Genomic DNA, 23,441 nt, shown 5'->3' on the forward strand with positions numbered 1-23,441 from the left:
GTTGATTCCTTCCGAAAAAGAAAATGGAAACAGGTTTGCTGAATTTTGGAGAGAGAGGTCGTTTTTTTTCTGAAATGCTACCTAGTGACCCTTGGATGCAAAATTGAAAACTCCTCCAGTGTGTAAGAAAACTACTTTTTTTCCTTGGTATTTTTGAGTTTGCCTGAGGTGTTGAGTGAGGCCAAACAGACCTTTACCACTATAAATAGGATCTAATAATAGACCGGTATGGACCATGGTTTTTTGGATGAAATCCTCAAGTTCGGGAGTTTTTTTACCATAACCTCCACAGGTGTATCCGTCCACAAGTTGATTTTCCAAATCGGAAAAGTTTATGACTTCTCCTTGGGTTTTATGGATTGATCCCAATTGGGCCTGAGTATTGGCGATAATTTGACGTTTTTCCCTAGCCACACTGATTCCCAAAATTTCTGTGTTGGGCAAATGGATTTTGCTACCAGCCAAAAGTCCAGTAAATGTTGTTCCAGTCGCTAGCGGAGTCGCAATCAAATTCGGCACAAACCCTAATTGTTCTAAAATTTCCTTTGAGGAATCTAAATAGGCTTCGCATCCTACAGATGTATGACCTCCTCCATAAATGAAGTAAGGTCGGCTTCCCTTAGCTTCCAATTTTTCAAGCTGAACTCGAATGGTATCACTGGTTTTTTCAGGAAGGGATTCGATAAATTCGACCCCCATAAAATCACAAATTTTTTTATTGAGAGGATATTCAGGGAGTGGTTCTTCTTTTTGAATCAAAATAATCTTAACGAGAAACCCTTCCGGGATGGCGGTTAAAGCAAGAGCTCTGTTGAAATTCGAGTATGGTCCTCCTGCTGTGACGATTACATCCGCTTGTTGTTTTTTAGCATCGTCAAGCAGACGACGGACAATTCTTGCTTTATTTCCTCCTCCACCAAACGGTATCAAATCTTCTCTTTTGATATAAAAATCGGTTTGAGTGAGTTTTGAGAGATAAGGTGAATACTCGATGGGAGAATATCTAAACATGGCGGAATTGGATTTTAAAGTTCCTGAAGACTCATTTTGTAATCAATTGTGCTTTTGTTTCGAGCTGATAAACTCCCGGAATTCCGCATCTAGAAAAGCAGGTTGATCCAATTGAAAAAAAATGGACTCAGGATGGGAATTGATTTCAACCACTTTTATTCCATCAGGAGTAAAGGCAAGGTCTAATCCTCCATATTCTACGAAATCCAAAAAATCAACAATTTCCTGAATTTGATTTAGCCGAATCTGCCAGTCTGGGTATTGAAAATTTTCCAGGTTCATTCCGCTATCCGGGTGGTATCTAAAATCTTCCTTTCGAAAAGGTATAGTGAAAGAATAAGGACTGGAAAATTTTCCGGTCTTGAGATTAACCGTGAATCCAAATCCTCCACTGGCAATATTATCTACGAGATTTGATTTTTGGGTTCCAAACCGCTGCCCAACCATCAGAATTTTGTTTTTCTTATTTTTTGTTTTGAAAAACATCACACGCATTGTATTTAACGAAAGAGGAGATATTTCTTTGAGGAATTCTTCATTTTGAAGCGTGCAAGCAATGACCACATCTCGTGACATTATCTGATCTATTTGTTCTTCAAAGTTGATGGAATTCAGTTTGATTATTTTTCTTCCTCCTCCATCAGCAGTTGGTTTTACGATCAGCGAGCCAAATTCAACCAGCGCTTTTTTTAGGATTTCAGCCATAGTTTGATTTGGGTCTGTTATTCCTTGGTGAAATAAAAGTTGACCATATTGAAAATTGGCGTAAAAAGTTGGCAGCCAATGGGGTTTTGCCTTAAACAAAACTGGTAAATAAGCCTTGTTGTCAATTAAGAAAGAAACAGAGGGCTTATTCAATGGGTACATTTTCTTGTAATCCCTTTCATTTAGATATAGCTCATACCCGTATTTCTCGAAGTCATAAAAAAGGCTCGTGCTCGGGTAAAATCCTCTGGCAAGGAGTTCTCTTTTTCGTTTGTTGTCTATTTGGACAGGAAGTCCTTTAGAGTACCACTGGTTGTTAGGGGAGAATTTTCGGACTTCTCGTAAAAAGAAATTTTTTAAGCGATTCAGGTACATTAAAGAAAATGAAATCGGTTTCTCAAGTTATGGTTTTTAGATTAAACTGCATTTTTCTGAATTCAAAAAGTCATAATACTCCTTATATTTGAAATTAAGAGGGTTTATAAGGAAAGATTTTCCCAAGCTTGATTACATTCTTTAAAATGAAAAAAATAGCAATAAATTTTTGTCCTACCGGCATGGTTCCTCAGAAGAGCCATTCACCTTTTGTGCCGATTTCACCCCAGGAAATCATCGAACAAACACACGAGGCATACGAACTAGGGATAACAATAGCACACCTACATGCCAGAGAGGAAGATGGCGTACCGACTTATCGAAAAAATGTTTACCGGGAGATTTTTGACGGTGTGCGAAAATATTGCCCTGATCTAATCATTTGTGGAAGCAGTTCCGGGAGGAATTTTCCGGAATTCGAAAAGCGTTCCGAAGTGATCGAATTGAAACCAGACATGTGTTCTTTGACGCTTTCCTCTTTGAATTTTGCCAAGCAAGCCTCCCTTAATTCCCCGGACATGATTGTTAGATTGGCGGAGAAAATGATGGAAAATGGGGTAGTGGCAGAACTTGAGTGTTTTGACCTTGGGATGATTAATTACGGCAACTACCTAATCAATAAGGGGATTTTAAAAGGTCCATTTTACTGGAATCTTCTATTTGGAAATATTGCTGGAATGCAGGCGACTTTCAGCCAAATGGGTGCTGCAATCCAGGAAATCCCCAGTAACCATTACATTTCACTTGCCGGTTTGGGCGAGTATCAATTACCAGTGAATGCCTCCGCAATCGCAATGGGGTATGGTGTTCGTGTGGGAATTGAGGATAATTTGTGGTGGGATGAAGAAAAAAGCCGGCTTTGTAACAACCTAGAATTGGTCAGAAGAATCCATGATTTGATCGAATTAAATGGAAAGGAACTATACTCCTCCAAAGAATTTGGTGAGCTTGGATTTTACAATAAAACGGTCCTTAGAAAACAGTTGAAAGGGCTTTCACAGAATTAATGACCATGGAATATTTGGGAGAGTCCAAGCCAGTAAACCAGGTCAAACCCTTAGTATCGGTTTGTGTTCCTACTTTTCAGCATTCTGCGTTTATTTCCACTTGCTTAGACAGTCTTTTGATGCAAGTAACAGACTTTCCATTTGAAATATTGATTGGAGAGGACGATAGCACGGATGGGACTAGAGAAATATGCCTCAATTACGCGGATCGGTATCCGGATAAAATTCGCCTTTTTTTGAGACGGGATGAGGATAAAATATTTCTATTAGGTAAAAAATCCGGAAAACTAAATCACCTGGGGCTCTATAGAAGTGCGCGCGGGGAATTTGTTTGTATTTGTGATGGAGATGATCTTTGGCTGGATCCTGAAAAACTCCAAAAGCAATTAAAAGTAATGCGGGATTTTCCAGAGGCCAGCCTTTGTATAACCAATACAAAGGTGGAAGAAAGAGGTGTGGAATTTCCTCCAGGTCTTCCTGATAAATTTCAAATTTTTCATCCTTCTGATTTGAAAAAAGTTCAATACCTCGGACATATCTCCAGCTGGATGATGAGAAATCGGATGACAGAACTCCTAAATAATCCTGTAGTCAAATTGCCAGTCCCTTTGGACATGGTAATTTTTGCCTTTTATAAGCTTCGAGGATTGACGGTGTATATGCCAGAGGTTACCACCATTTATCGTAAAAACCCAACAGGTGCCTTCCAAAGTCAGAGTGAAAAAAAGAATCATAAGGCACAGTATCGAAACAACTGGTATCTGTATTATTATGTCCATCATGACCCCATCCAATTTTTCAGGACCATGGGTTATTCCTTAAAAAGGGGATTTCATATTTTTTTCAGACCAACTAAAAAACGAAAAAATAATTCTTGAAAATGGAAAAACTAATTTTACTTGGACATAGCGATGGCGGTGTTTCTACAGTCATGGAAAATGCCTTTCAAATTTTTGGTTGCCAAGTTTTTGACATTATTAAAAATATTGACAGGCCAGATTGTATCTTTCTTTCACATTTGTTTAAAACAACCCACTTTTTTGACTATGAGTATTCATTTGATCCTGAAAGGGATTTTCCTGTCCAGTTCGGGGTTCATCACGGAAATGTAAAATATTTGCTATACCAACACTTTAAGAAGAACTACCAAATCAATCGTGAGCAATATATCAGTTTGATCCATCATACGGCAGATTTCGCACCTACTGCGAGTTCAGAAGAAGGGCTGTTGATGGAGCCACTTTCTTTAGTATCCTCAATGGCAAAACTAGGTTTTGGGGTGACATTAAAAAGAGGTGCTTCAGTTGGTCACCATGCAGTCTTGGAAGATTTTGCGACTCTCAACCCAGGAGCCGTTTTGGCTGGGTTTGTTACCATTGGTGAAGGTTCGGAAATAGGGGTTGGTGCCATAGTTTCTAATAATGTTAAAATTGGAAAAAGATGCCTAATAGGCGCAGGTAGTGTGGTGACAAAAGATATCCCAGATGGGATGATAGCCTATGGTAATCCCTGCAGAGTAGTCCGGGAAAACGAGCGCTGGTCAAAAATTTCTATTTCTAACTGATTCTCAATTATTGTCGATGAATGTACTCTTGACGAGCGTAGGAAGGAGAAATTACTTGGTAGATTATTTCAAGGAAGCACTCCAGCTTTATGGGGGTAAGGTTTTCGCCATCAACAGTCACCTCAATGCCCCGGCCTTGTTTGTGGCTGATGACTATGCTTTGGCACCGCCGATTCATTCGGAAGGCTATGTGGATTTCCTGATTGATTATTGTGTCAAAAACAAAATTGATTTAATCGTCCCTTTGCTGGACAATGACCTGCCTGTTTTGGCAAAAAATAAAGCGAGATTTGAGTCCGCAGGAATATACACCTTGGCTCCCGAGGAATGGGTTGCACTTTTGGCAAATGATAAATATAAAACCTATCAGTTCTTAAAAGAGCAGGGGTTTGAAACAGTCCCGACTTTTTGTGATTTAGAAGATTTTTACAGTGCCAAACAAAATGGCAAAATTGATTTTCCTGTGATTATTAAGCCAAGATGGGGCATGGGCTCGCTTTCGGTTTACCTCGCAGAAAATCAGGAAGAGCTGGATTTTTACTTTAAAAAGGCTCAAAGAGAAATTGCCAATTCCTTTCTGAAGTATGAGAGTAGCCAAGATCCCGGAAGAGAATTGTTGATTATGGCCTATGTGACCGGAGAAGAGTACATGTTGGATATACTAAATGATCTGGAAGGCAACTATCAGGTCACTGTTGTAAATAAGAAACTATTGAGGAAGGGAGGGGAAACTGAGGCTGTGGAAACCGTCAAACACCAGGAACTTGAAGCGCTTGGGCAAAAGATCAGTGAGATTTTCAGATTTCCATTGGTGATGGATGCTGATGTTTTTTGGACAAATGGGAAAGCTTACATTCTTGAATTTAACCCAAGATTTAGCGGAGGATATCCATTTTCGCATCATGCTGGAATACATCTTCCAAAAGCTCTGATCAAGTGGCTCAAAGGCGAAGTCGTAGACCCAACAATTTATTTAACTCCCCGAATCGGAAGTAAAGCTGTGAAGGGGATTACGATAATTTCCAGAGAGTAAAATGGATTAAATTAGTCCCTCCAGAGTTTTCCAAACTGTCTCAAACACAATTTTATGCCCTTCCTCCGTCGGATGGATGCCGTCAGGCAGGTTCAGGTCAGGATTTCCGGCCACACCTTCCAGTAGGAAAGGAATTAAGGTCACGTTTTTCTCGGCCGCCACAGCGGGGTAAATTGCCTTAAACTCCTCAGTATATTCCTGACCCATATTCGGTGGAATCTGCATGCCTGCCAAAATAATAGTCGTATTCGGGTACTTTGCCCGAACTTTATCTATGATGGCCAAAAGGTTGCTTTTTGATTCACTGGGCAGGATTCCTCTCAAACCGTCATTTCCTCCCAATTCCAGCACAAAAATGAAAGGCTCTTCCTCCAGAAACCAGTCCAAACGACTCAATCCCCCAGCGGTAGTCTCTCCACTGAGTCCCCCGTTAATCACCCGGTAATCCTTACCTAAGCTGTCCAATCTTGCCTGCACCAACCCGGCGAAAGCATCCTCCGGATCAATTCCATATCCAGCTGTCAGACTGTTTCCGAAGAATAGAATGGTTTTTTGTGCGGATTTTACTTGAGTCGAATCAGCTGTTGCAGTTTCTGATTGCTTTTGCTCGGTAGAAGATCCACAGGCACCTAGCAGGGCAACTGAAATAATAAGACTTAAAAGGAATGGGAATGAAATTCTATGGTGGGACATTTTGTGAGTTTTTCTTAATAAAGGTTTTTTGGAAAAAAGGTTCGGCTTAATTCAGCTTTCTTTTAATCTTGGATGTAAAAATAGCTTTTTCTGCGTTGGTCGAGCAAATATGCCCTTCTGTCGATAGCACTTGGCTTCCAACGCTTAATTTTCTTTTATTTACTTGGTCAACCCGGAGTTCAATTCCTTTGTCCAACAAAGTTGGGACTTTAGCGTTTGACCTTTCAACTCTAAAATCAAGGCTTTTCATGAGCATTTTATCGATCAAGAATTTAAGTAAAACCTACCAAAGCGGAAACAGAAAATTGACTGTTTTGGATGAGGTCAATTTTGATATTCAGGCGGGCGAAACCATTTCTATTGTTGGTCCTTCGGGAAGTGGGAAAACCACACTTTTGGGTCTGTGTGCTGGACTCGATTCCGGATCCACCGGAAGCGTTGTCCTCAACGGACAGGCGCTTGAAAAATTAAATGAGGATCAACGAGCTGCAGTTAGAAATAAAGATGTGGGATTTATTTTTCAAAACTTCCAATTGCTCCCTACACTCACCGCATTGGAAAATGTCATGGTACCTCTTGAGCTAAAAAAGCGCAAAGATGCACGGCAAAAAGCGCAGGAATTGCTCGAAAAAGTGGGTTTGGGAGATCGATCCACTCACTACCCAACTCAACTTTCCGGAGGAGAACAGCAGCGGGTATCAATTGCCAGAGCTTTTGCCAATGAGCCAAAGATCTTATTTGCAGATGAACCAACCGGAAACCTTGATACGGAAACTGGTGAAATGATCGAAAAATTGATTTTTGATCTCAATAAGGAACAGGGCACAACGCTGGTGTTGGTTACCCACGATTTGGAGTTGGCAGCAAAAACCCAGCGAATCATTCACATTAAAGGCGGAAAAATACAGGAGGATACTCATGCCTGATTTTGGTTGGATTTTGAAAATGGCGCTCCGGGATTTCCGGAAAAACTTGTCGCGCCTTCTGCTTTTTGTATCCTCGATAGTTGTGGGGATTGCAGCCTTGGTCGCGATCAGCAGTTTTGGTGAAAACTTGACTAAGGATATTGACAATCAGGCAAAGGAGCTTCTAGGGGCAGATTTAGTTCTTGAAAATAACAAGCCAATCGGGGACCAACCAGTGGATTCATTGGCAAGTGAGATGGCCTCAGAGGTGAATTTTGCCTCTATGGTAGCTTTTCCAAGCACTGGTGCCAGCCGATTAACTCAAGTCAGGGCACTTGAGGGGAATTTTCCTTTTTATGGAAAACTTGAAACCATCCCTTTAGTTGGGGAGGCAGACTTCCGTAGAGGAGGCAAAAAGGCCCTGGTAGAAAAGACCTTAATGGCTCAGTTTAATGCTCAGGTCGGGGACTCGATCAAGGTTGGAGCAGTTACTTTTCAGATAGCGGGAGAACTTCAGAAAGTTCCCGGACAAACAGGAATTACAGCTACGGTAGCTCCCGCTGTGTACATCCCGATGGCCTATTTACAAGAGACAGGCTTGGTCCAGTACGGAAGCCGAGTGGAGTACAGTCGCTATTTGCAGTTTACTCCTGGCACAGATGTGGAAGAACTGATCAAACCTTTTGAAGAAAAGTGGGAAGAGGATCGTTTGGATGCAGATACGGTGGAGGACCGTAAGCAATCAACAGGTCGGTCATTTTCCAACCTCTCCAATTTCTTGAGTCTGGTTGCTTTCATTGCTCTACTACTGGGCTGTGTGGGTGTTGCTTCAGCAGTCAATGTTTTTGTAAAGGAAAAGCTTGCCTCCGTGGCAGTTTTGAGATGTTTGGGAGTGGCTTCCAGAGATGTGCTATTGATTTATCTTGCTGAGATTGTGGTCATGGGGCTCGTGGGAGCCCTTCTCGGTTCAGGATTAGGTACACTTCTTCAGTATATTTTGCCAGTGGTGTTCTCCGACTTCTTGCCTGTGGAGGTCAATGTAGGCGTGTCATGGATTTCGGTAGGATTCGGTATCATCACCGGTTTGTTTGTGTCGATTTTGTTCGCATTGTTGCCTTTGCTGAAAGTGAGAAATGTTTCTCCAATGGCTACACTTAGACCGGAGACTGCGGATTCGACTTTGATGAAAGATCCACTTCGCTGGTTGGTGATTGCAGGTATTTTGGTATTTATCTGGGGATTCAGCTTTTACTTGCTCAAGCAAGTGACCTGGGCGCTTGGATTTACCGGTTTTGTGATTGTGGCATTCGGGGCGCTTTGGGGTGTAGGACAACTGATCATGTGGGCAGTTAGGAAATTCCTTCCCATTTCCCTTGAGTACACCTGGAGGCAGGCTTTGGCCAATTTGTATCGTCCCAATAACCAGACTATTTCTCTGATTGCGACGATCGGCCTGGGCACCGCGATGATAGCCACGCTCTTTTTCCTTCAAAATCAATTGCTGGCTGAAGCGAAATTTGCGGACAAAAAAGATCAGCCCAACATGCTGATGTTTGATATACAGTCTTCGCAATTGGATGAAGTGCGTGGAAGAGTGACAGACCGGAAGTTGCCTATTTTGCAGGAGGTGGCGATTGTAACCATGAATCTCAACTCGATCAACGGGGTGGACAAAAAGGCCAATGAGGAGTTACCGGATGATAAAAATTATTCCCGCTGGCTTTACAACAGGGAGTTTAGAGTTACCTATCGGGATACCTTGATCGCTTCCGAAACATTGACTGCGGGAGAATTGATCCCCTTGGGAGCTCGGGGCGACAGCATTTTTGTTTCTTTGGAGAAAGGATTTGGAGAAGGAAATGGCCTGAAAATAGGAGACGAACTCGAGTTTAATGTACAAGGCAGACCTATCAAAACCTACATCGGAAGCTTCAGGGATGTGAAATTCAATCAGGTTTCCACCAATTTTCTGGTTCTGTTTCCTTCCGGAGTATTGGAGCAGGCCCCAAAATTTCACGTGCTGATCACCAAGACCAAGACCGACCGGGAAGCCGCAGATGTTCAGTCGGAAATCGTCCGTTCTTTCCCGAATATTTCAATAATAAATCTCGGAACCATCGTGGAGACCTTGGAAGAAATTCTCGGGAAAATCAGTTTCGTGATTCAGTTCATGGCCTTTTTCAGTATCGCAACCGGAATCCTGGTTTTGATCAGCTCCCTGATCATCAGCAAATATCAGCGGATGCGGGAAAGCATATTGTTGAGAACCTTAGGAGCCAGTTCGGGAACAGTTCGAAAAATCAATACCCTTGAATACTTCTTTCTAGGCAGTTTGGCATCTCTTTCAGGTATCCTGTTGTCGTTTATGGCAACATTCCTATTGGGAAGATTTGTTTTCGAAATGAGCTTTGGCTTGGCTTGGAAGGAAGGTTTGGTAATCTATTTGGCAATAACAGGCCTCACGATTGTTTTGGGCTGGCTTAACGGCCGGAAGATCATTAATCAGCCTCCGATGGAAATCCTGAGAGGAAACGGATGAGAAATTGAAAACGAAGAATCTAAAATCAAAGAAGGGCCTCCGGAAACGGGGGCTTTTTGCATAAAAAAGGCTCCTTCTTTTTGAGAAGGAGCCTTTAGGGACGTACCCAGGGCCGGAGTCGAACCGGCACGAGTGTAACCTCATTGGTGTTTGAGACCAACGCGTCTACCGATTCCGCCACCTGGGCATGGTACGCATCTGATCAGATCAGAATTTGTGTTTCCGTTCCTTGTTGAACGGGCTGCAAATATGAATACAAAAATGATTTCCTACAAACTCATTTTCCTACTTCCTGCAATTTTTTTGAGCTGAAAGCATGTGGTTTTTCTGCAAAAAGTGCCTTGGTAAAGCTCCAGACGGATTTAAACAGCTCAGAATCACGGTACTGATTGAGCGCGTCTTCACTTTCCCAATGACTGTAGGTGATAAAAATATTTTCGGAAGAAAAGTCTCTCCAAAGCTCCAAGTGCCTGCATCCCGGAAAATTCCGAATCGAATCCTTGTGAGTTTCGAAGTTTTCCAAAAAGGCGGGTATCGTCTCCGGCCTGAAAGTCATGCGTACAATCCGGACTAGCATCAACCTCCAAAGTGAATGTAGACCACACTGTCTTGCTTCAAGCCCAGCAGGTTTCCTCCATGCCCTATGTTGATGCCGATTTCGAGTAAATCCAGGCTGTTGAAAAATGCAAACGGATCACCGGCTTCCACTTGATCGTAACCGCTCTGAAGCTTGGTTACAGACTCCCTTCCAAACTGAATGGTGAACTTGCCAGGATTAAGTTTTTCAAACACATCCTTTCGGATATTGGTCAGCAGGTTTCCATAGCGATCGATCCGGATCACATGGCCGATGATGTGCTCCCGGGTAGCTTTTGCCTGTCGTGCCATCAGTTTGCGGAAGTTGGTCAAGGGCCCTCCAAAGTCATGGATTGCGGCTCCGCTGGCTACTTTGGCAGCAATGGGAGCCAAAATATCCCGGGTCGGGAAAGTGGAATCCTTCAGGTGTATGTCCGCAAACTGAACCAAAATGCCTGGATCCTGATCCGCCAAGAGACTTAATATCCCGTTGTTTGGGCCAACAAAAATATGCTCCTCCAGTTTCACCCCAATGTAACCTTGAGTCATCGTTCCGGTGGTATTGATTCCCACCAGATGTACCGTCCCCTTGGGAAATTCCCGGAATGTCGATCGAAGAATAAAAGCCGCATGCTCAATGTCGTATGGCTCTATGTGATGAGATATATCGACGATGTTCAGCTGTGGATTTATCGAAAGCATTTTGGCCTTTACAGCCGGAACGTAATAGTCTTTATCCCCAAAGTCAGAGAGGAATGTCACCAATGCCATACAAGCAAGTCTATTAAAATTGTGTAATTTTGTTTGAGGGGGGAGTGAACAAAAATAGAAATTTTATTCTTTTGCCTTCAAGGTTAATCTAATCAATACACGAGTTTGGTAGAAAAAGTCATCACTTTAGAAAATGTCCCCTTGGCTGAGTTTTTGGGCACTGCCAATGAAAATATACGACAAATTGCCCAAGCTTTCCCCCAATGCAAAATCGTATCCAGAGGCAACGAAATCCGGATTCAGGGAAGTGCCCCGGAGATTTTGCGCATCAATGACCTGATCAATCTATTGCTGGAACACGTAGATCGCTTTGGTCACATTACTCCTGAAAATGTCAAAGATTACCTCGACATCGAGGGAATTCCTTTTGAGGAAGCCAATCGTGACCAGGTGATCGTATTTGGCAATAAGGGATTGGTCATCAAACCCAAATCGCCCAATCAGCGGAAGCTGGTGGAAGCTGCAATGAAAAACGACCTGGTGTTTGCACTAGGTCCTGCAGGTACAGGCAAGACGTACATTGCAGTTGCATTGGCTGTTCGGGCATTGAAAAACAGGGAGGTAAAACGAATCATCATTACCCGTCCGGCAGTGGAGGCAGGGGAAAATTTAGGTTTTCTTCCAGGAGATCTTCAGGAAAAGCTTGATCCCTACCTCAGACCGATCTACGACGCGCTTCAGGATATGGTGCCGCCGGAAAAGCTGAAATATTACCAGGAAACCCGAGTCATCGAAATCGCACCCTTGGCCTACATGAGAGGGCGTACACTTCATGATGCTTTTGTGCTGTTGGATGAAGCTCAAAACACGACAAGCGAGCAGATCAAGATGTTTTTGACCCGTATGGGTCCAAATTCCAAAGTCATCATTACCGGTGACCAAACTCAAGTTGATCTTCCGGTCCGCCAAAAATCCGGTTTGTCAGAAGCACTCAGGATTTTGAAAGATGTAAAAGGAATCGGAGTGGTGAGCCTGAGCGGAAAAGATGTAATCCGACACAAACTTGTGAAGGCCATCATTGAAGCCTATGAGATCAACACGGAATTGGAAGAGCAAAGACGTCATGAGGCTAACAGTCGAAAAAATAGCGAATAAAAAATCTCAGGAGGAAGCATTAAAAATTCGTGAACTCGTATTTGTCATCGAGCAGAAAGTTGATCCAACTGTTGAATACGACGAATTTGAGGAGGAGTCCACTCATTTTTTGGCCAAACTAGAGGGAAGCCCTGTCGGAACAGCACGCTGGAGATTTACGAAAAACGGTATTAAAATGGAGCGTTTTGCCGTCTTGAAGGAAGCTCGCGGAAAGGGAGTCGGTCAGGCATTGGTTGCTGCTGTGCTGGCAGATGTCAATGCCAATCCAAAGTCAGAAGGCAAAATCAAATACCTCCATTCTCAACTGTCTGCAATTCCTCTTTATGCCAAGTTTGGCTTTGAAAAAGTCGGAGAGATGTTTGAAGAATGCAATATCAAGCACTTTAAGATGGAGTTGGCCTAATCCTTGTCCATTTGCTTTTAAACCAACTGTCTTACTTTATGAAAAAATCAATTTTAGCTTTCCTTTTTGCCAGTAGTCTTTCCTTTTCGGCTTTTTCCCAACAGGTCATTTCATCCTCGGGGACATCCAATCCAATCGTTGGGACTTTTGACAATGAAATCAAACTCAACTTTCTCAATCTGATTGTCCTCGGATCTTTTGAAGTCGGATATGAACGCTTCCTCAGCGAAAGCCACTCCTTGGATCTACAGGTTCATATCAATGACCGATTTGGGTATAATTCAGAAGATGACGGGAAGACCTATAAAACTAATTCCATCCAAACCGGAATGAATTTTTATTTCGGCAACAAACCCAGCGGAAGATTTCATGTATATCCTTTTCTGAAATTCAGATTTGGAGATTTTGAGGAGGCAGGAGATGCTGCCATTATCACTACCGACATGACTGCCTTCATCTTAGGTGCAGGATTTGGATACAAATGGGAGGTTTCGGAGCATTTTGCATTTGGACCCTATGCGAGCATCGCCCGCAATTTCAGCGAGGCTGTTTCGGATAAATTCACTGCCATCGAGCCCAATGCAGGTTTTAGCCTAGGTTACCGCTTTTAATTCCTGAAGAATAGTTCTGAGAGCCCTGCACAAGGGCTCTTTTTTTTACCCTGATTTTTTTAACTTAAGGTTTTAATTTTTTTTCAGAATGAGATTTGCTGACTTTCCCTTTTTGCGTTACCTCCCTTTTTTGGTCTTTGGGATTTTGGTGTCCCGCAAGGATTTTGGGATACCCCTAATGATTCCCATAGGATTGATTGGAGTTTCAGGCTTGGTCTATTGGTTTTTGATAGCTAGGGAGAAAAGTGCAAATCCTTTGATTTATGCGGCTCTGGCCTATTTGATGCTGTTTTGCACTGGTTTTTTTCTTTCAGAAATTCAGAAAAACAATGCGCTCGAATCTTTCGATCCAAGGCTTCTCCATTCAAATTCGTATTTGGCCAAGGTGCAAAAACACGATGTTCAAAAGCCCAACTCCTTGGAAAATCAACTGGAAGTAATCGCTTTACGGGACAGTTTGGGATGGATGAAATCCAAAGGAAAAGTACTGATTTACCATAAAAGTAAAACCCCACTTCTTCCCGGGCAGGTGATCTTGGTGGGAAAATCTCCGGAATCAATACCCCCTCCGGCTTTCCCGAATGAATTTGATTATAAAGGTTTTTTGGCCCGAAGCGATATCCATTTTCGACAGTTTATCGGAGAAAAATTCACCCTGATCGATTCCTCCGAAGTTGCTACTCCAAACTTTTGGCTGGAGGATTTCAGGAAAAACTTAGTGGAGGTAATCGATGCCAAAGTTCCTGATCCTGACTCAAGGCAAATCGCCTCTGCGTTACTTTTGGGGCAAAAGCAGGATTTGGATAAGGCAATCCGGGATGCCTATGCGGAGACCGGGACGATGCATATTCTAGCAGTTTCCGGTCTTCACGTAGGGATCATTTACGCGATTTTGCTTTTTCCTCTCAAGGGAATTAGGCTGCAAAAGAGATCAAGAAAAATTTATCTGGTCGCTGTGATTCTGCTGATCTGGGCTTATGCGGTTCTCACCGGATTTTCGCCTTCAGTAATTCGGGCGGCGACGATGTTTTCACTTTTCACAGCTGGTCAAATGCGCGAGAGAAGGCCATCCTCTTTCAATATTTTGGCCTTTTCCGCCATCCTCATGGTGGCCTTTGATCCTGGAGTGATCTATGAAGTTGGATTTCAGCTTTCGTACCTGGCGGTAGCGGGCATTCTGTTGTTGCAGCCCCTGATTCTTCGTTGGTGGTTACCATCCAATCCGATTTTGGAGTACCTCTGGCAAATGACGGCAGTGAGTTTGGCTGCACAGCTGGCCACCTTTCCTCTGTCAATTTTCTATTTCCATATATTTCCGACCTACTTTTTGCTGGCCAATCTGATAATTATTCCGCTGTCTTTCCTGGTGATGCAGGTGGGAATTCCGCTGTTGGTTTTCGGTTGGATTCCGTTTGTCAGCGACGGATTGGGTTGGATTTTGAGTGAAATGATTTGGCTGCAAAACTGGATCACGCTCACTATTCAACAGTTCCCGGGAGGAAATTTGGAGCGTTTGACCATTTCGGTTCTGGGGATGGTTTTGGTTTGGGTATTGTTGGTAGTCTGGGCAAATTGGGAATGGGGCGATCGAAAGAAACTTGTCTATTTGACAACAGTTCTGTTTCTGCTGTGGTCAGGAGATCGGCTGATTCAAGAGCTTTTCCGTCCTTCCCAGGAGCTACTGGTTTTTTCAGGGGAAAAAGGACTGCTGATGGATTTTAAATTAGGCTCAACCCATTGGTCGTGGAATCAGGATTTTCCACCGGAGCAGATCAGTTTTTCCATCGAACCCAATCGGATAGCAGAACATCGCCCTCAAATTCCTGAATCTGCCAAAGCAATTGAAAAAAACACAGGGCTATGGTTTCCAATTTTTAGTTTTCAGTTTGATCCGGAACAACGAAAATTTCTCTGGAATAACAGGAAGCCAAAGCGAGTAGAAGAAATTTTCCACTCGGAGTTCAGGGAACTAGCTGCCTCAGATTCTTTAATGGCAACTCAGGGAGCTTTTCGGATTGTTTTCTAAGGCTTCCTTTGGTCTTAGCATTTTATGCCTGTAATTTCAAGCAAAGCTCAAATCGATCCATGCAGAATCCCATTTCAACTCATGTAAAAAACCGAATTGGTTTCATTTCGCTCAACCGTCCGGAAAAACGTAACGCACTCAGCCCTGAATTGATCCAGGCCTTGAGTCTGGCATTTTCGGAGTTTGAAAAAAACGAGGAGGTCAAAGTGGTGATCATAAAAGCCGAAGGAAAGGCTTTCTGTGCAGGGGCCGATCTTGATTATTTGGAACGTATGCAGGGATTTTCGTTTGAGGAAAACCTGGCAGACAGCAAGCGACTCCAAGCGCTTTTTTCCAAAATCTACGAGTTTCCCAAGGTGGTCATCGCTCAGATTCAGGGGCCTGCTTTGGCTGGAGGGTGTGGATTGGTGACAGTCTGTGATTTTGCTTTTGCTACTCCTGGAGCACTTTTTGGATACACCGAGGTGAAAATCGGATTCATTCCCGCGTTGGTTTCTGTGTTTCTTTCGGAGCAAATCGGTCAGGCAAAAACAACTGAATTGTTGCTTTCCGGAGAATTGATCTCCTCGACAAAAGCTGCCGAGCTCGGTTTGATTACCGAAACGGTTGATCAAGAGTTTTTGGAAAAACGTACCCTCGAATTTGCTCAAAAACTAATCAGTGAAAACTCCACTTTTTCCATGCAGCAAACGAAACAACTGCTCCGAAGCCTTGGAATGGAAGCACGCCATAAAGCCTTGGATTTGGCCGCCGAAGCCAATGCCAAAGCACGAGGCCATGCGGATTGTGTGAAAGGGGTTTCTTCGTTTTTGTCCAAAATCAAACCCAGCTGGTAAATTGGAAAATACGCTCCTTCATATTCTGAGGCAGGTTTTTGGACTGGATGATTTTCGTCCGGTGCAAAAGCAGGTCATCGATTCCGTGATGGAGGGGAAGGATACTCTCGCACTTTTACCTACCGGTGGGGGCAAAAGTCTTTGCTATCAGATTCCCGGGTTGGCTCGTGAAGGGATTTGTCTGGTGATTTCACCGCTGATCGCTCTGATGAAAGATCAGGTTGACAACTTGAAGGCAAAGGGGATCAAAGCCGCAGCGATTTACTCCGGGATGAGTTACCGGGAGATCGACACAACCCTTGACAATTGCATTTACGGAGATTATAAGTTTCTCTACGTTTCTCCCGAGCGACTGAAGCAGGAATTGTTTATTGAGCGATTTCGGCAGATGAATGTCAATCTGATCGCTGTGGATGAGGCGCATTGCATCTCCCAATGGGGGTATGATTTTCGCCCCCCATACCTGGAAATCGCCAAAATCCGTGTTTTTCATCCCAAAGTTTCTGTGTTGGCGTTGACTGCCTCGGCCACGCCGCAAGTCTGCGCGGATATCCTCGAAAAGCTGGAAATGAAGTCTCCAAACGAGTTTCGCCAGAGCTTTTCCCGAAAAAACCTGAGCTACAGCGTCAGGCTGGTAGAACATAAATTGGAAAAAGGAATCGAAATCCTAAACCGGATACCGGGAACAGCCATCTGGTACGTACGAAACCGTCAGGCTACCCAACAAATCGCCAAGGCGCTTGGTCAGTTGGGAATCTCCGCTTCAGCCTACCATGCAGGGCTTTCCAACTCAGACCGGGCGATAAGGCAAGAGGCCTGGAAATCCAACCAAGTCCGCGTCATGGTCAGTACCAATGCCTTTGGGATGGGGATCGACAAGCCGGATGTGCGGGTGGTCATTCACAGCGATTTGCCGGAAAACCTTGAAAACTATTATCAGGAAGCCGGACGTGCTGGCCGGGATGGGAAGAAAGCATTTGCCGTCTTGCTGGCAAACGAGCAGGATTTCGAGCAACTTATGGATCGATCCGCTCTCGGTTATCCTCCGGTGGATTTTCTGAAACGGGTCTACCAATGCCTGGCCAATTACTTTCAGCTGGCGGTGGGAAGTAATATGCTCAGCAGTTTTGACTTCGACCTTTCGGACTTTTGCCATACCTATGAGTTGGGTGTATTGGAGACTTTCTATGCTATGAAGGTGCTTGGCGAAGAAGGATTTGTGGAGGTCAATGAGAGCTTTTTTGCCCCCTCGAGGGTGCATTTTAGGGTGGATCCGAGCAGGTTGTATGAGATACAGATCGCCTATGCCAAGTTGGATCCAGTGATCAAAATGCTGTTGAGGACTTACGGGGGCAATCTTTTTTCGGAATACATTAAAATTCAGGAAGGTAAAATCGCCAAGTCTCTGGAGATGAAAGAACCGGATCTGGTCAAAGCGCTCCTTCAGCTGGAAAAGTTGGAGGTGATGGACTATGATCAGCGAAAAGATAAACCTCAGCTGACCTTTCTGACCAACCGCTACGATGCTGGTAAGCTCCCGCTGAACCATGCCCGAATCCTAGCCCGAAAAGAGTTGACGCTTGAAAAGGCCAAAAGTATGGTGGAGTATGCGCATCAGGTTCGCCTCTGCCGCACCCAGTTTATCCAGGAGTATTTTGGAGAACAGACCGATGCGGAATGCGGGATATGCGATGTATGCATCGAAAAGAAAAAGCAACTTGTTCCCGAAACTCAGGAAGACAGGCTTAAACTGAAAATACTTGAAACCTTAGCCGAATCGGGAGAGTTATCAGAGCAGGCTTTGTTTGAAAAACTGAACAAGCCTCTTTCCGATTCTAATCTCCGTCTGCTGCGACAGTTGATCGATCAAGGTCAGGTGCACCGGTCCTCGGAAGCAATCCTTTCAATTCATCCTCATGGGTAATTTCTTTGATGACCTTTTGAAAAAAGTCTTTCCTCCTTCGGAGAAATCTCCGATGAAGGTCAAGGAAAACTTTATCCTAAAAGAAGCCGAACAATTGGATTTGGATTCCTGGATAAATTCGGAGGAGGCGGATCGGATATTTGCATTGGTTTACAAAAATTTCCATTTCAAGCGAACTCAGATCAATGGGCATCCGCAGGTTCATATATTCGAATCACCGTATGCTAATGGGTTTGCAGTGACTTATGAAGATCCTTTCGATTTGAAATCTTTTTCCAGACTTTTCTTGGCTTTTAGCCGTCGGGTTCTAGCTTTGGGATATGAGCAAGTTAGCCTCGACCGTAAGTTTGAAGAAATCAACGAGCAGGTGAAGGTGACCGAGAAATTTTACTTTAAACCTCCTCTTCAGCTTCCGGCTGAGGGAGAGTTGATTTCTCAGCTTTATGGAAATGTGGCGTTGGAAAAAGTGAGCATTGACAATAAGCCCAGTTATATCAAATTACTGGCGACGGTATATTCCGATCGTCTTTATCAAGACGCCAAACCATTCGACCAATTGATGGATCGGATTTTCGAACTACGAAAAAATGGATAGAAATACCTTTAGACACCAACTTGAAATCTACCGCACTCCTTACGAAGAGGAATCTGCCTTCATTTCTGATTTTGCCGAGCTGACTCTCGATCCACTTGCATACAAGCGGGAGCGATTGGAGGGACATTTTACAGCTTCCGCCTGGATTGTGAATGAAAGGCGGACACATACACTGTTGACTTTGCACCGCAAATTGGGCAGATGGCTTCAACTGGGTGGACATGCCGACGGCAATGAAAATCTGATCGAAGTGGCTTTGAAAGAAGCGGAAGAGGAAAGCGGACTGAAGTCCCTCAAACTGGTGGATTCATCCATTTTTGACTTGGATAAGCACATCATTCCAGAGCGTCCCCACGTACCTGAGCATTTTCATTACGATGTGAGGTATCTGTTTGAAGCTGATATCAATGAACCTCTGATCATGAGTAATGAAAGTATTTCACTGGCTTGGATTACGTTTGATTCGGTCGTGGATATGATCGGTTACAATCCCTCAATTCTCCGGATGTTAGAAAAAACCAGCAAATCCGAAATCCTGCTTTAATGGAAGTGCAAGATCCTGCGCAACTGAAATCCCAAATTTCTTTCTCCACTCCAGTTCAAATCCGTTTTTCGGATATTGATGGCTACCTGCATGTCAACAATGGCGTTTATTTCAGCTATTTTGAGCATGCCCGAGCAGTTTTTTTGTATCAGGTCTGCGGATGGAATGTCATGACCATTGGAACGGTCGTAGGGAGGATTGAGATCGATTACCTCCGTCCAGTTCATTTAGAAGATCAGGTGGAAGTCCTGGTAAAATGCACCCGAATTGGCAATTCCTCATTTGACCTGGAGCAATATCTGATCGGAATGGACAGCAAAGGTGAAGTTCGTGTTTTTGCCAAATGCAAATGCGTCATGGTTTCCGTGGATATGAAAACGATGAAGCCGGTTTCGGTTCCGGAGGAATATAGAGTGAAGTTGGCCAACTCCTAACTGGTAAAATCCTCGCCCCAGTGATTGTCGTCACTCCCTGAAAAATCAGATTTCCCCTTTTCAACGATTTGAGATTCAAGATTCCCCTGCTGCGCAAGTCATTTTCCCTATCTTTGCCGAAAATTTACCCCGTGAATAAACTCTGGATTTTGGGCTTGCTTTGTGTGAGCCTCTTCGCCTGTAGCCCAAGTGAGGAAGAATTACTGAAAGCAGGTATTGAAAAAATGGACGCGCAGGCTTGGCCCGAGGCAGTAACCTATTTTGATCAGCTGTTGGAGAAAAATCCCTCAAATGCCACGGCTCTGAATGCCAAGGGTGTGGCACTTTTTCAGCAGGGTAAGGTAGAGGAGGCGATCCCGGTGTTTAATGCGGCCATCACTGCAGATTCCGCCAGCTACAAGCCTTGGTTCAACCGTGGCAATGCCAAAATGGAACTGGAAAAATACAAGGAAGCCCTTGCCGACTTCAACATGGCCAGCGCTTTGGATGCCTCCCAAACCGACATTTTTTTTAACCGGGGTACCGCTTTGCTTAATATGGAAGAGTACGAGGATGCGCTTCTCGATTTCCAAACCGTCCTTCAAGCCAATCCTAACCAGGCCGAAGCCCATTTTCGCAAGGCAAAAGCAGAATTGGGTATGAATGACCCGATGCACGGCATGGAATCCCTGACCAACGCAGTCAACCTTGATCCCAAAAATGCTGAGGCTTATTACCTTTTGGGCGTTACCCGGATGAGTGCCTTGGGACAAAAAAACGAAGGGTGTGCAGACTTGAAAATGGCTCTTTCGTTGGGATATGCCGAAGCCGAAACCTGGATCAAGGATTTTTGCGAAGAATAACTCATGGCTCAGATCGGCAAAGACATTGATTTGGCTAAATCCTTTTTGGAACAAGGTCAGCTTGTGGGAATTCCCACGGAAACAGTCTATGGATTAGCCGGAAATGCGCTGAATCCCGAGTCCGTGGCATTGATTTTTGAAACCAAGAACCGGCCGGCCTTTGATCCACTGATCTTGCACACATCCTCGATGGATCGGGTGAGTGATTTTGTGACCGAATTTCCTGAAAAGCTACTAACCCTTGCCGAGTACGTTTGGCCGGGACCATTGACGTTGCTTTTGCCAAGAAAGTCAATTGTTCCGGATTTGGTGACTTCAGGCTTGGAACGGGTGGCAGTTCGTGTGCCAAAACATCCCTTAACGCTGGCCTTATTGGAAACTTTGGACTTCCCTTTGGCGGCTCCCAGCGCCAATCCTTTCGGCTACATCAGCCCGACCAGTCCGGCCCATGTCAATGCCCAATTGGGTGAAAAGATCCCTTACATCCTCGATGGGGGACCCTGCGAGGTCGGTTTGGAAAGTACGATAGTGGGAATGGAAGGAGCTGAAATTGTCATTTATCGCCTGGGAGGATTGGAGATTGCTGAAATTGAAAAGCTCATTGGGCCTGTCAAGATCAAAGATCACAGCTCCAGTAATCCTCAGGCTCCGGGCCTTTTGGAAAGCCATTATTCTCCCAGAAAGCCATTTATTTTGGGAAATCTCAAGGATTTGATTGGAGAGCATTTGGAGAAAAAAACCGATTTCGCTGTCTTGAGTTTCTCCGACTATTACGCTGAGGTGTCTGCTGGAAATCAGATTGCGCTAAGTCCTAACAAAAATCTTCACGAAGCTGCCAAAAACCTTTTTTCGGCGATGCGAAAGCTGGATGAAGGAAAATCTGACCTGATTTTGGCAGAATTGATGCCGGAGGAAGGACTTGGACGGGCGATCAATGATCGTCTGAAGCGTGCCGGGGCGAAATAGGATTAAGTGACCTTTGGGCAGTAAACAGTAGGCAGTTTGCAGGTAAATCGGAAAAGTGAAAAGTTGGTTTCAATAGCATAATTCAGTTTACCCATTCATTCGAATGATTCAAAATTTTCCAATTTTCCAATTTTAGAATTTTCCAATTTTTTAATTCGATTCAATCGATTTCGGAATTGGGGACTTTAGGAAATAGCAAATTGATCAACCGAATTGATCGACAATTGCAGGAATCTTGGTTAAATTCAGGCTCTTTTTAAGAAAATCCAGTCTACATCTATTAAACCAATCCTATGAGTTCAAGTGTTAAAAACGTCGATAGCCTGAATTTCGCAGGCAAAAAAGCCCTGATCCGGGTAGATTTTAACGTTCCATTGAATGAAGATTTTACAGTCTCTGACGATACCCGTATCCAGGCTGCTGTTCCTACGATCAAGAAAATCCTGAAAGACGGCGGTTCTGCCATCCTGATGTCTCACCTTGGCCGTCCAAAAGGCGGGCCTGAGGATAAATATTCGCTCAGACACATCATTTCTGCGGTTGAAGCGGCTTTGGGCACCAAAGTTCAATTCGCTTCAGACTGCATTGGTGCTGAAGCCGAAAGTAAAGCGGCAGCGTTAAGAGCAGGTGAAGTGTTGTTGTTGGAGAATCTCCGGTTTTACAAGGAGGAGGAAAAAGGCGACAAAGACTTCGCAGGCAAATTGGCTAAGCTGGGAGATGTTTACGTGAACGATGCCTTTGGTACCGCTCACCGAGCGCATGCTTCCACCGCGGTCATTGCTGAGTTTTTCAAAGACAAAGTTGCCGGCTACCTGATGGAGTCCGAGTTGACCAATGCCGACAAAGTACTCGGACATCCGGAGCGTCCTTACACAGCCATCATGGGAGGGGCCAAAATCGCCGACAAAATCCTGATCATCGAGCGACTGCTGGAAAAAGTGGACAACCTCATCATCGGGGGCGGCATGTCCTACACCTTTGCCAAAGCGCAAGGCGGTTCCATCGGAACTTCTCTTTTGGAGGCGGACAAGATGGATTTCGTATTGGAATTGATGGATAAAGCAAAGGCGAAAGGCGTTAACCTGATTCTGCCAGTCGATACGATCATTGCGGATGCATTTTCCAATACCGCCAATCAGGGAGTAGCTACAAGTGGAGAAATTCCTGATAACTGGATGGGCTTGGACATCGGACCAAAGACTCGGGAGCTCTTCGGAAAGACGATTTTGGAATCCAAAACCATCCTTTGGAACGGTCCAATGGGCGTTTTTGAAATGGAGTCCTTTGACAAAGGAACCAAAGCCATCGCTGAATATGTAGCCGAAGCGACCCGAAACGGTGCCTTCTCACTTATAGGAGGTGGAGATTCAGCGGCAGCGGTAAATAAGTTTGGCTACACTGATCAGGTTTCTTACGTCTCCACCGGTGGTGGAGCGCTATTGGAGCACATGGAAGGAAAAGTACTTCCGGGAGTTGCTGCTTTGGCAGAGTAAGAATTTCGAAATCAGAATAAAAGTAAAGGCCATCCGAAAGGGTGGCCTTATTTCTTCATCTTTTCTTCATCTTTTCCCCTTTCATTTGCTTTCACAAATTCCACCTAGGATATGATCAGGATTCTTGTATTGGCATTGCTTCTATTTACCGCAAATCATGGGTGGGCTCAAAGTCAGCCTCCCAAGAGATCGGTACCCGCTCAGGTTCAATCCGGAGATAACGGTAAAAAGGTGGGAATCTCCAGTGCTGCCAGGCGAAGTTCTTTGCCTGCTGTGGCCCAACCGGGCGCTAAGCCCAATGGGGATCCCAATCAGCCGAACCAAATGGGAGGAAAAAAACCGGGTCATCCAGGAGGAATGGATCCCAATAGACCCCATGTGAGAGGTGTGCCCAAAACCCGACCTGGAGGGCCAATCACCCGGCCGGGAGGAATGCCTGGACAGCGGCCTCCAGGTCCAAGGTTGAGACCACCGGGGAATTAAAATTCCCATC

Annotated in this window: 24 protein-coding genes and 1 tRNA gene; 19 read left to right on the forward strand and 6 right to left on the reverse strand. The window is 44.4% G+C overall.

Annotated features, from left to right (window positions below; genetic code table 11):
• Window positions 1–81: 81 nt before the first annotated feature.
• Window positions 82–1,011 carry a 1-aminocyclopropane-1-carboxylate deaminase/D-cysteine desulfhydrase gene (locus D0X99_RS14260; protein WP_119478516.1) on the reverse strand — a complete coding sequence of 310 codons (930 nt, stop codon included), beginning with the start codon at window positions 1,009–1,011 and terminating at the stop codon, window positions 82–84.
• Between the two features lie 42 nt (window positions 1,012–1,053).
• Complete coding sequence (locus D0X99_RS14265; protein WP_119478517.1) at window positions 1,054–2,091, reverse strand: sugar-transfer associated ATP-grasp domain-containing protein; 1,038 nt, start codon at window positions 2,089–2,091, stop codon at window positions 1,054–1,056.
• 146 nt (window positions 2,092–2,237) lie between these two features.
• Between D0X99_RS14265 and D0X99_RS14270 the strand changes: the two genes are divergently transcribed.
• From D0X99_RS14270 to D0X99_RS14285, 4 genes are read left to right on the forward strand one after another with little or no spacing between them, the layout of a single operon-like run.
• Complete coding sequence (locus D0X99_RS14270; protein WP_119478518.1) at window positions 2,238–3,098, forward strand: BKACE family enzyme; 861 nt, start codon at window positions 2,238–2,240, stop codon at window positions 3,096–3,098.
• A 5-nt stretch (window positions 3,099–3,103) separates the two neighbouring features.
• Window positions 3,104–3,976, forward strand: coding sequence for a glycosyltransferase family 2 protein (locus D0X99_RS14275; protein ID WP_158587708.1), 873 nt, complete (start codon window positions 3,104–3,106; stop codon window positions 3,974–3,976).
• A gap of 2 nt (window positions 3,977–3,978) precedes the next feature.
• On the forward strand, window positions 3,979–4,662 hold the full coding sequence (locus tag D0X99_RS14280; protein WP_147392237.1) for an LbetaH domain-containing protein: 684 nt from the start codon (window positions 3,979–3,981) through the stop codon (window positions 4,660–4,662).
• A gap of 16 nt (window positions 4,663–4,678) precedes the next feature.
• The gene (locus tag D0X99_RS14285; RefSeq protein WP_119478521.1) at window positions 4,679–5,695 is read left to right on the forward strand and encodes an ATP-grasp domain-containing protein; all 1,017 of its coding nucleotides are present in this window, start codon (window positions 4,679–4,681) and stop codon (window positions 5,693–5,695) included.
• A 6-nt stretch (window positions 5,696–5,701) separates the two neighbouring features.
• Here D0X99_RS14285 and D0X99_RS14290 read toward each other — a convergent pair whose 3' ends face one another.
• Window positions 5,702–6,388 carry an arylesterase gene (locus tag D0X99_RS14290; RefSeq protein WP_119478522.1) on the reverse strand — a complete coding sequence of 229 codons (687 nt, stop codon included), beginning with the start codon at window positions 6,386–6,388 and terminating at the stop codon, window positions 5,702–5,704.
• A gap of 248 nt (window positions 6,389–6,636) precedes the next feature.
• Between D0X99_RS14290 and D0X99_RS14300 the strand changes: the two genes are divergently transcribed.
• Both D0X99_RS14300 and D0X99_RS14305 read left to right on the forward strand, forming a co-directional pair.
• A complete protein-coding gene (locus tag D0X99_RS14300; protein WP_119478524.1) occupies window positions 6,637–7,314 on the forward strand; it encodes an ABC transporter ATP-binding protein in 678 nt (225 codons plus the stop codon).
• Window positions 7,307–9,832: an ABC transporter permease gene (locus D0X99_RS14305; RefSeq protein ID WP_119478525.1), complete on the forward strand. Its 2,526-nt coding sequence runs from the start codon at window positions 7,307–7,309 to the stop codon at window positions 9,830–9,832. The genes D0X99_RS14300 and D0X99_RS14305 overlap by 8 nt, the downstream gene beginning before the upstream one ends.
• Before the next feature lie 103 nt (window positions 9,833–9,935).
• Here the strand turns inward: D0X99_RS14305 and D0X99_RS14310 are convergent.
• The 3 genes from D0X99_RS14310 to D0X99_RS14320 form a co-directional block, all read right to left on the reverse strand.
• Window positions 9,936–10,019 (reverse strand) — tRNA-Leu (locus D0X99_RS14310).
• Between the two features lie 90 nt (window positions 10,020–10,109).
• The gene (locus D0X99_RS14315; protein ID WP_119478526.1) at window positions 10,110–10,409 is read right to left on the reverse strand and encodes a putative quinol monooxygenase; all 300 of its coding nucleotides are present in this window, start codon (window positions 10,407–10,409) and stop codon (window positions 10,110–10,112) included.
• Window positions 10,409–11,179 (reverse strand): SAM hydrolase/SAM-dependent halogenase family protein, encoded by a 771-nt coding sequence (locus D0X99_RS14320; RefSeq protein ID WP_119478527.1) that lies wholly within the window; start codon window positions 11,177–11,179, stop codon window positions 10,409–10,411. The genes D0X99_RS14315 and D0X99_RS14320 overlap by 1 nt, the downstream gene beginning before the upstream one ends.
• Before the next feature lie 105 nt (window positions 11,180–11,284).
• On the opposite strand from D0X99_RS14320, the gene D0X99_RS14325 reads away from it, so the two are divergent.
• The 13 genes from D0X99_RS14325 (at window position 11,285) to D0X99_RS14385 (ending at window position 23,431) form a co-directional block, all read left to right on the forward strand.
• A complete protein-coding gene (locus tag D0X99_RS14325) occupies window positions 11,285–12,274 on the forward strand; it encodes a PhoH family protein (RefSeq protein WP_119478528.1) in 990 nt (329 codons plus the stop codon).
• Window positions 12,243–12,677, forward strand: a complete 435-nt coding sequence (locus D0X99_RS14330; protein WP_119478529.1) for a GNAT family N-acetyltransferase — start codon at window positions 12,243–12,245, stop codon at window positions 12,675–12,677. The genes D0X99_RS14325 and D0X99_RS14330 overlap by 32 nt, the downstream gene beginning before the upstream one ends.
• A gap of 38 nt (window positions 12,678–12,715) precedes the next feature.
• Window positions 12,716–13,288 (forward strand): outer membrane beta-barrel protein, encoded by a 573-nt coding sequence (locus D0X99_RS14335; RefSeq protein ID WP_119478530.1) that lies wholly within the window; start codon window positions 12,716–12,718, stop codon window positions 13,286–13,288.
• Between the two features lie 88 nt (window positions 13,289–13,376).
• Complete coding sequence (locus D0X99_RS14340) at window positions 13,377–15,314, forward strand: ComEC/Rec2 family competence protein (RefSeq protein WP_119478531.1); 1,938 nt, start codon at window positions 13,377–13,379, stop codon at window positions 15,312–15,314.
• A 59-nt stretch (window positions 15,315–15,373) separates the two neighbouring features.
• Window positions 15,374–16,150 carry an enoyl-CoA hydratase/isomerase family protein gene (locus D0X99_RS14345; protein ID WP_119478532.1) on the forward strand — a complete coding sequence of 259 codons (777 nt, stop codon included), beginning with the start codon at window positions 15,374–15,376 and terminating at the stop codon, window positions 16,148–16,150.
• Between the two features lies 1 nt (window position 16,151).
• Window positions 16,152–18,074: a RecQ family ATP-dependent DNA helicase gene (locus tag D0X99_RS14350; protein WP_119478533.1), complete on the forward strand. Its 1,923-nt coding sequence runs from the start codon at window positions 16,152–16,154 to the stop codon at window positions 18,072–18,074.
• The gene (locus D0X99_RS14355; protein ID WP_119478534.1) at window positions 18,067–18,669 is read left to right on the forward strand and encodes a hypothetical protein; all 603 of its coding nucleotides are present in this window, start codon (window positions 18,067–18,069) and stop codon (window positions 18,667–18,669) included. Before D0X99_RS14350 ends, D0X99_RS14355 begins: the two co-directional genes overlap by 8 nt.
• A complete protein-coding gene (locus tag D0X99_RS14360; RefSeq protein ID WP_119478535.1) occupies window positions 18,662–19,213 on the forward strand; it encodes an NUDIX hydrolase in 552 nt (183 codons plus the stop codon). Before D0X99_RS14355 ends, D0X99_RS14360 begins: the two co-directional genes overlap by 8 nt.
• Window positions 19,213–19,647 carry an acyl-CoA thioesterase gene (locus D0X99_RS14365; protein WP_119478536.1) on the forward strand — a complete coding sequence of 145 codons (435 nt, stop codon included), beginning with the start codon at window positions 19,213–19,215 and terminating at the stop codon, window positions 19,645–19,647. The genes D0X99_RS14360 and D0X99_RS14365 overlap by 1 nt, the downstream gene beginning before the upstream one ends.
• Before the next feature lie 131 nt (window positions 19,648–19,778).
• Window positions 19,779–20,489: a tetratricopeptide repeat protein gene (locus D0X99_RS14370; RefSeq protein ID WP_233553728.1), complete on the forward strand. Its 711-nt coding sequence runs from the start codon at window positions 19,779–19,781 to the stop codon at window positions 20,487–20,489.
• 3 nt (window positions 20,490–20,492) lie between these two features.
• Window positions 20,493–21,455: an L-threonylcarbamoyladenylate synthase gene (locus tag D0X99_RS14375; protein ID WP_119478537.1), complete on the forward strand. Its 963-nt coding sequence runs from the start codon at window positions 20,493–20,495 to the stop codon at window positions 21,453–21,455.
• Between the two features lie 293 nt (window positions 21,456–21,748).
• Window positions 21,749–22,948 carry a phosphoglycerate kinase gene (locus D0X99_RS14380; protein WP_119478538.1) on the forward strand — a complete coding sequence of 400 codons (1,200 nt, stop codon included), beginning with the start codon at window positions 21,749–21,751 and terminating at the stop codon, window positions 22,946–22,948.
• A 111-nt stretch (window positions 22,949–23,059) separates the two neighbouring features.
• A complete protein-coding gene (locus tag D0X99_RS14385) occupies window positions 23,060–23,431 on the forward strand; it encodes a hypothetical protein (protein ID WP_119478539.1) in 372 nt (123 codons plus the stop codon).
• Window positions 23,432–23,441: the final 10 nt, after the last annotated feature.

This window comes from Algoriphagus lacus, assembly GCF_003583985.1.
GTDB classification, from domain to species: Bacteria; Bacteroidota; Bacteroidia; order Cytophagales; family Cyclobacteriaceae; genus Algoriphagus; species Algoriphagus lacus.

What these genes read in the sequence shown, in the direction of transcription:
- D0X99_RS14355 (WP_119478534.1), top strand. Translation starts at nt 18,067, where the DNA reads ATGGGTAATTTCTTTGATGACCTTTTGAAAAAAGTCTTTCCTCCTTCG.
- D0X99_RS14335 (WP_119478530.1), top strand. Translation starts at nt 12,716, where the DNA reads ATGAAAAAATCAATTTTAGCTTTCCTTTTTGCCAGTAGTCTTTCCTTT.
- D0X99_RS14285 (WP_119478521.1), top strand. Translation starts at nt 4,679, where the DNA reads ATGAATGTACTCTTGACGAGCGTAGGAAGGAGAAATTACTTGGTAGAT.
- D0X99_RS14365 (WP_119478536.1), top strand. Translation starts at nt 19,213, where the DNA reads ATGGAAGTGCAAGATCCTGCGCAACTGAAATCCCAAATTTCTTTCTCC.
- D0X99_RS14360 (WP_119478535.1), top strand. Translation starts at nt 18,662, where the DNA reads ATGGATAGAAATACCTTTAGACACCAACTTGAAATCTACCGCACTCCT.
- D0X99_RS14340 (WP_119478531.1), top strand. Translation starts at nt 13,377, where the DNA reads ATGAGATTTGCTGACTTTCCCTTTTTGCGTTACCTCCCTTTTTTGGTC.
- D0X99_RS14315 (WP_119478526.1), bottom strand. Translation starts at nt 10,409, where the DNA reads ATGCTAGTCCGGATTGTACGCATGACTTTCAGGCCGGAGACGATACCC.
- D0X99_RS14270 (WP_119478518.1), top strand. Translation starts at nt 2,238, where the DNA reads ATGAAAAAAATAGCAATAAATTTTTGTCCTACCGGCATGGTTCCTCAG.
- D0X99_RS14385 (WP_119478539.1), top strand. Translation starts at nt 23,060, where the DNA reads ATGATCAGGATTCTTGTATTGGCATTGCTTCTATTTACCGCAAATCAT.
- D0X99_RS14305 (WP_119478525.1), top strand. Translation starts at nt 7,307, where the DNA reads ATGCCTGATTTTGGTTGGATTTTGAAAATGGCGCTCCGGGATTTCCGG.
- D0X99_RS14265 (WP_119478517.1), bottom strand. Translation starts at nt 2,091, where the DNA reads ATGTACCTGAATCGCTTAAAAAATTTCTTTTTACGAGAAGTCCGAAAA.
- D0X99_RS14280 (WP_147392237.1), top strand. Translation starts at nt 3,979, where the DNA reads ATGGAAAAACTAATTTTACTTGGACATAGCGATGGCGGTGTTTCTACA.
- D0X99_RS14290 (WP_119478522.1), bottom strand. Translation starts at nt 6,388, where the DNA reads ATGTCCCACCATAGAATTTCATTCCCATTCCTTTTAAGTCTTATTATT.
- D0X99_RS14330 (WP_119478529.1), top strand. Translation starts at nt 12,243, where the DNA reads ATGAGGCTAACAGTCGAAAAAATAGCGAATAAAAAATCTCAGGAGGAA.
- D0X99_RS14260 (WP_119478516.1), bottom strand. Translation starts at nt 1,011, where the DNA reads ATGTTTAGATATTCTCCCATCGAGTATTCACCTTATCTCTCAAAACTC.
- D0X99_RS14375 (WP_119478537.1), top strand. Translation starts at nt 20,493, where the DNA reads ATGGCTCAGATCGGCAAAGACATTGATTTGGCTAAATCCTTTTTGGAA.
- D0X99_RS14345 (WP_119478532.1), top strand. Translation starts at nt 15,374, where the DNA reads ATGCAGAATCCCATTTCAACTCATGTAAAAAACCGAATTGGTTTCATT.
- D0X99_RS14320 (WP_119478527.1), bottom strand. Translation starts at nt 11,179, where the DNA reads ATGGCATTGGTGACATTCCTCTCTGACTTTGGGGATAAAGACTATTAC.
- D0X99_RS14380 (WP_119478538.1), top strand. Translation starts at nt 21,749, where the DNA reads ATGAGTTCAAGTGTTAAAAACGTCGATAGCCTGAATTTCGCAGGCAAA.
- D0X99_RS14300 (WP_119478524.1), top strand. Translation starts at nt 6,637, where the DNA reads ATGAGCATTTTATCGATCAAGAATTTAAGTAAAACCTACCAAAGCGGA.
- D0X99_RS14275 (WP_158587708.1), top strand. Translation starts at nt 3,104, where the DNA reads ATGGAATATTTGGGAGAGTCCAAGCCAGTAAACCAGGTCAAACCCTTA.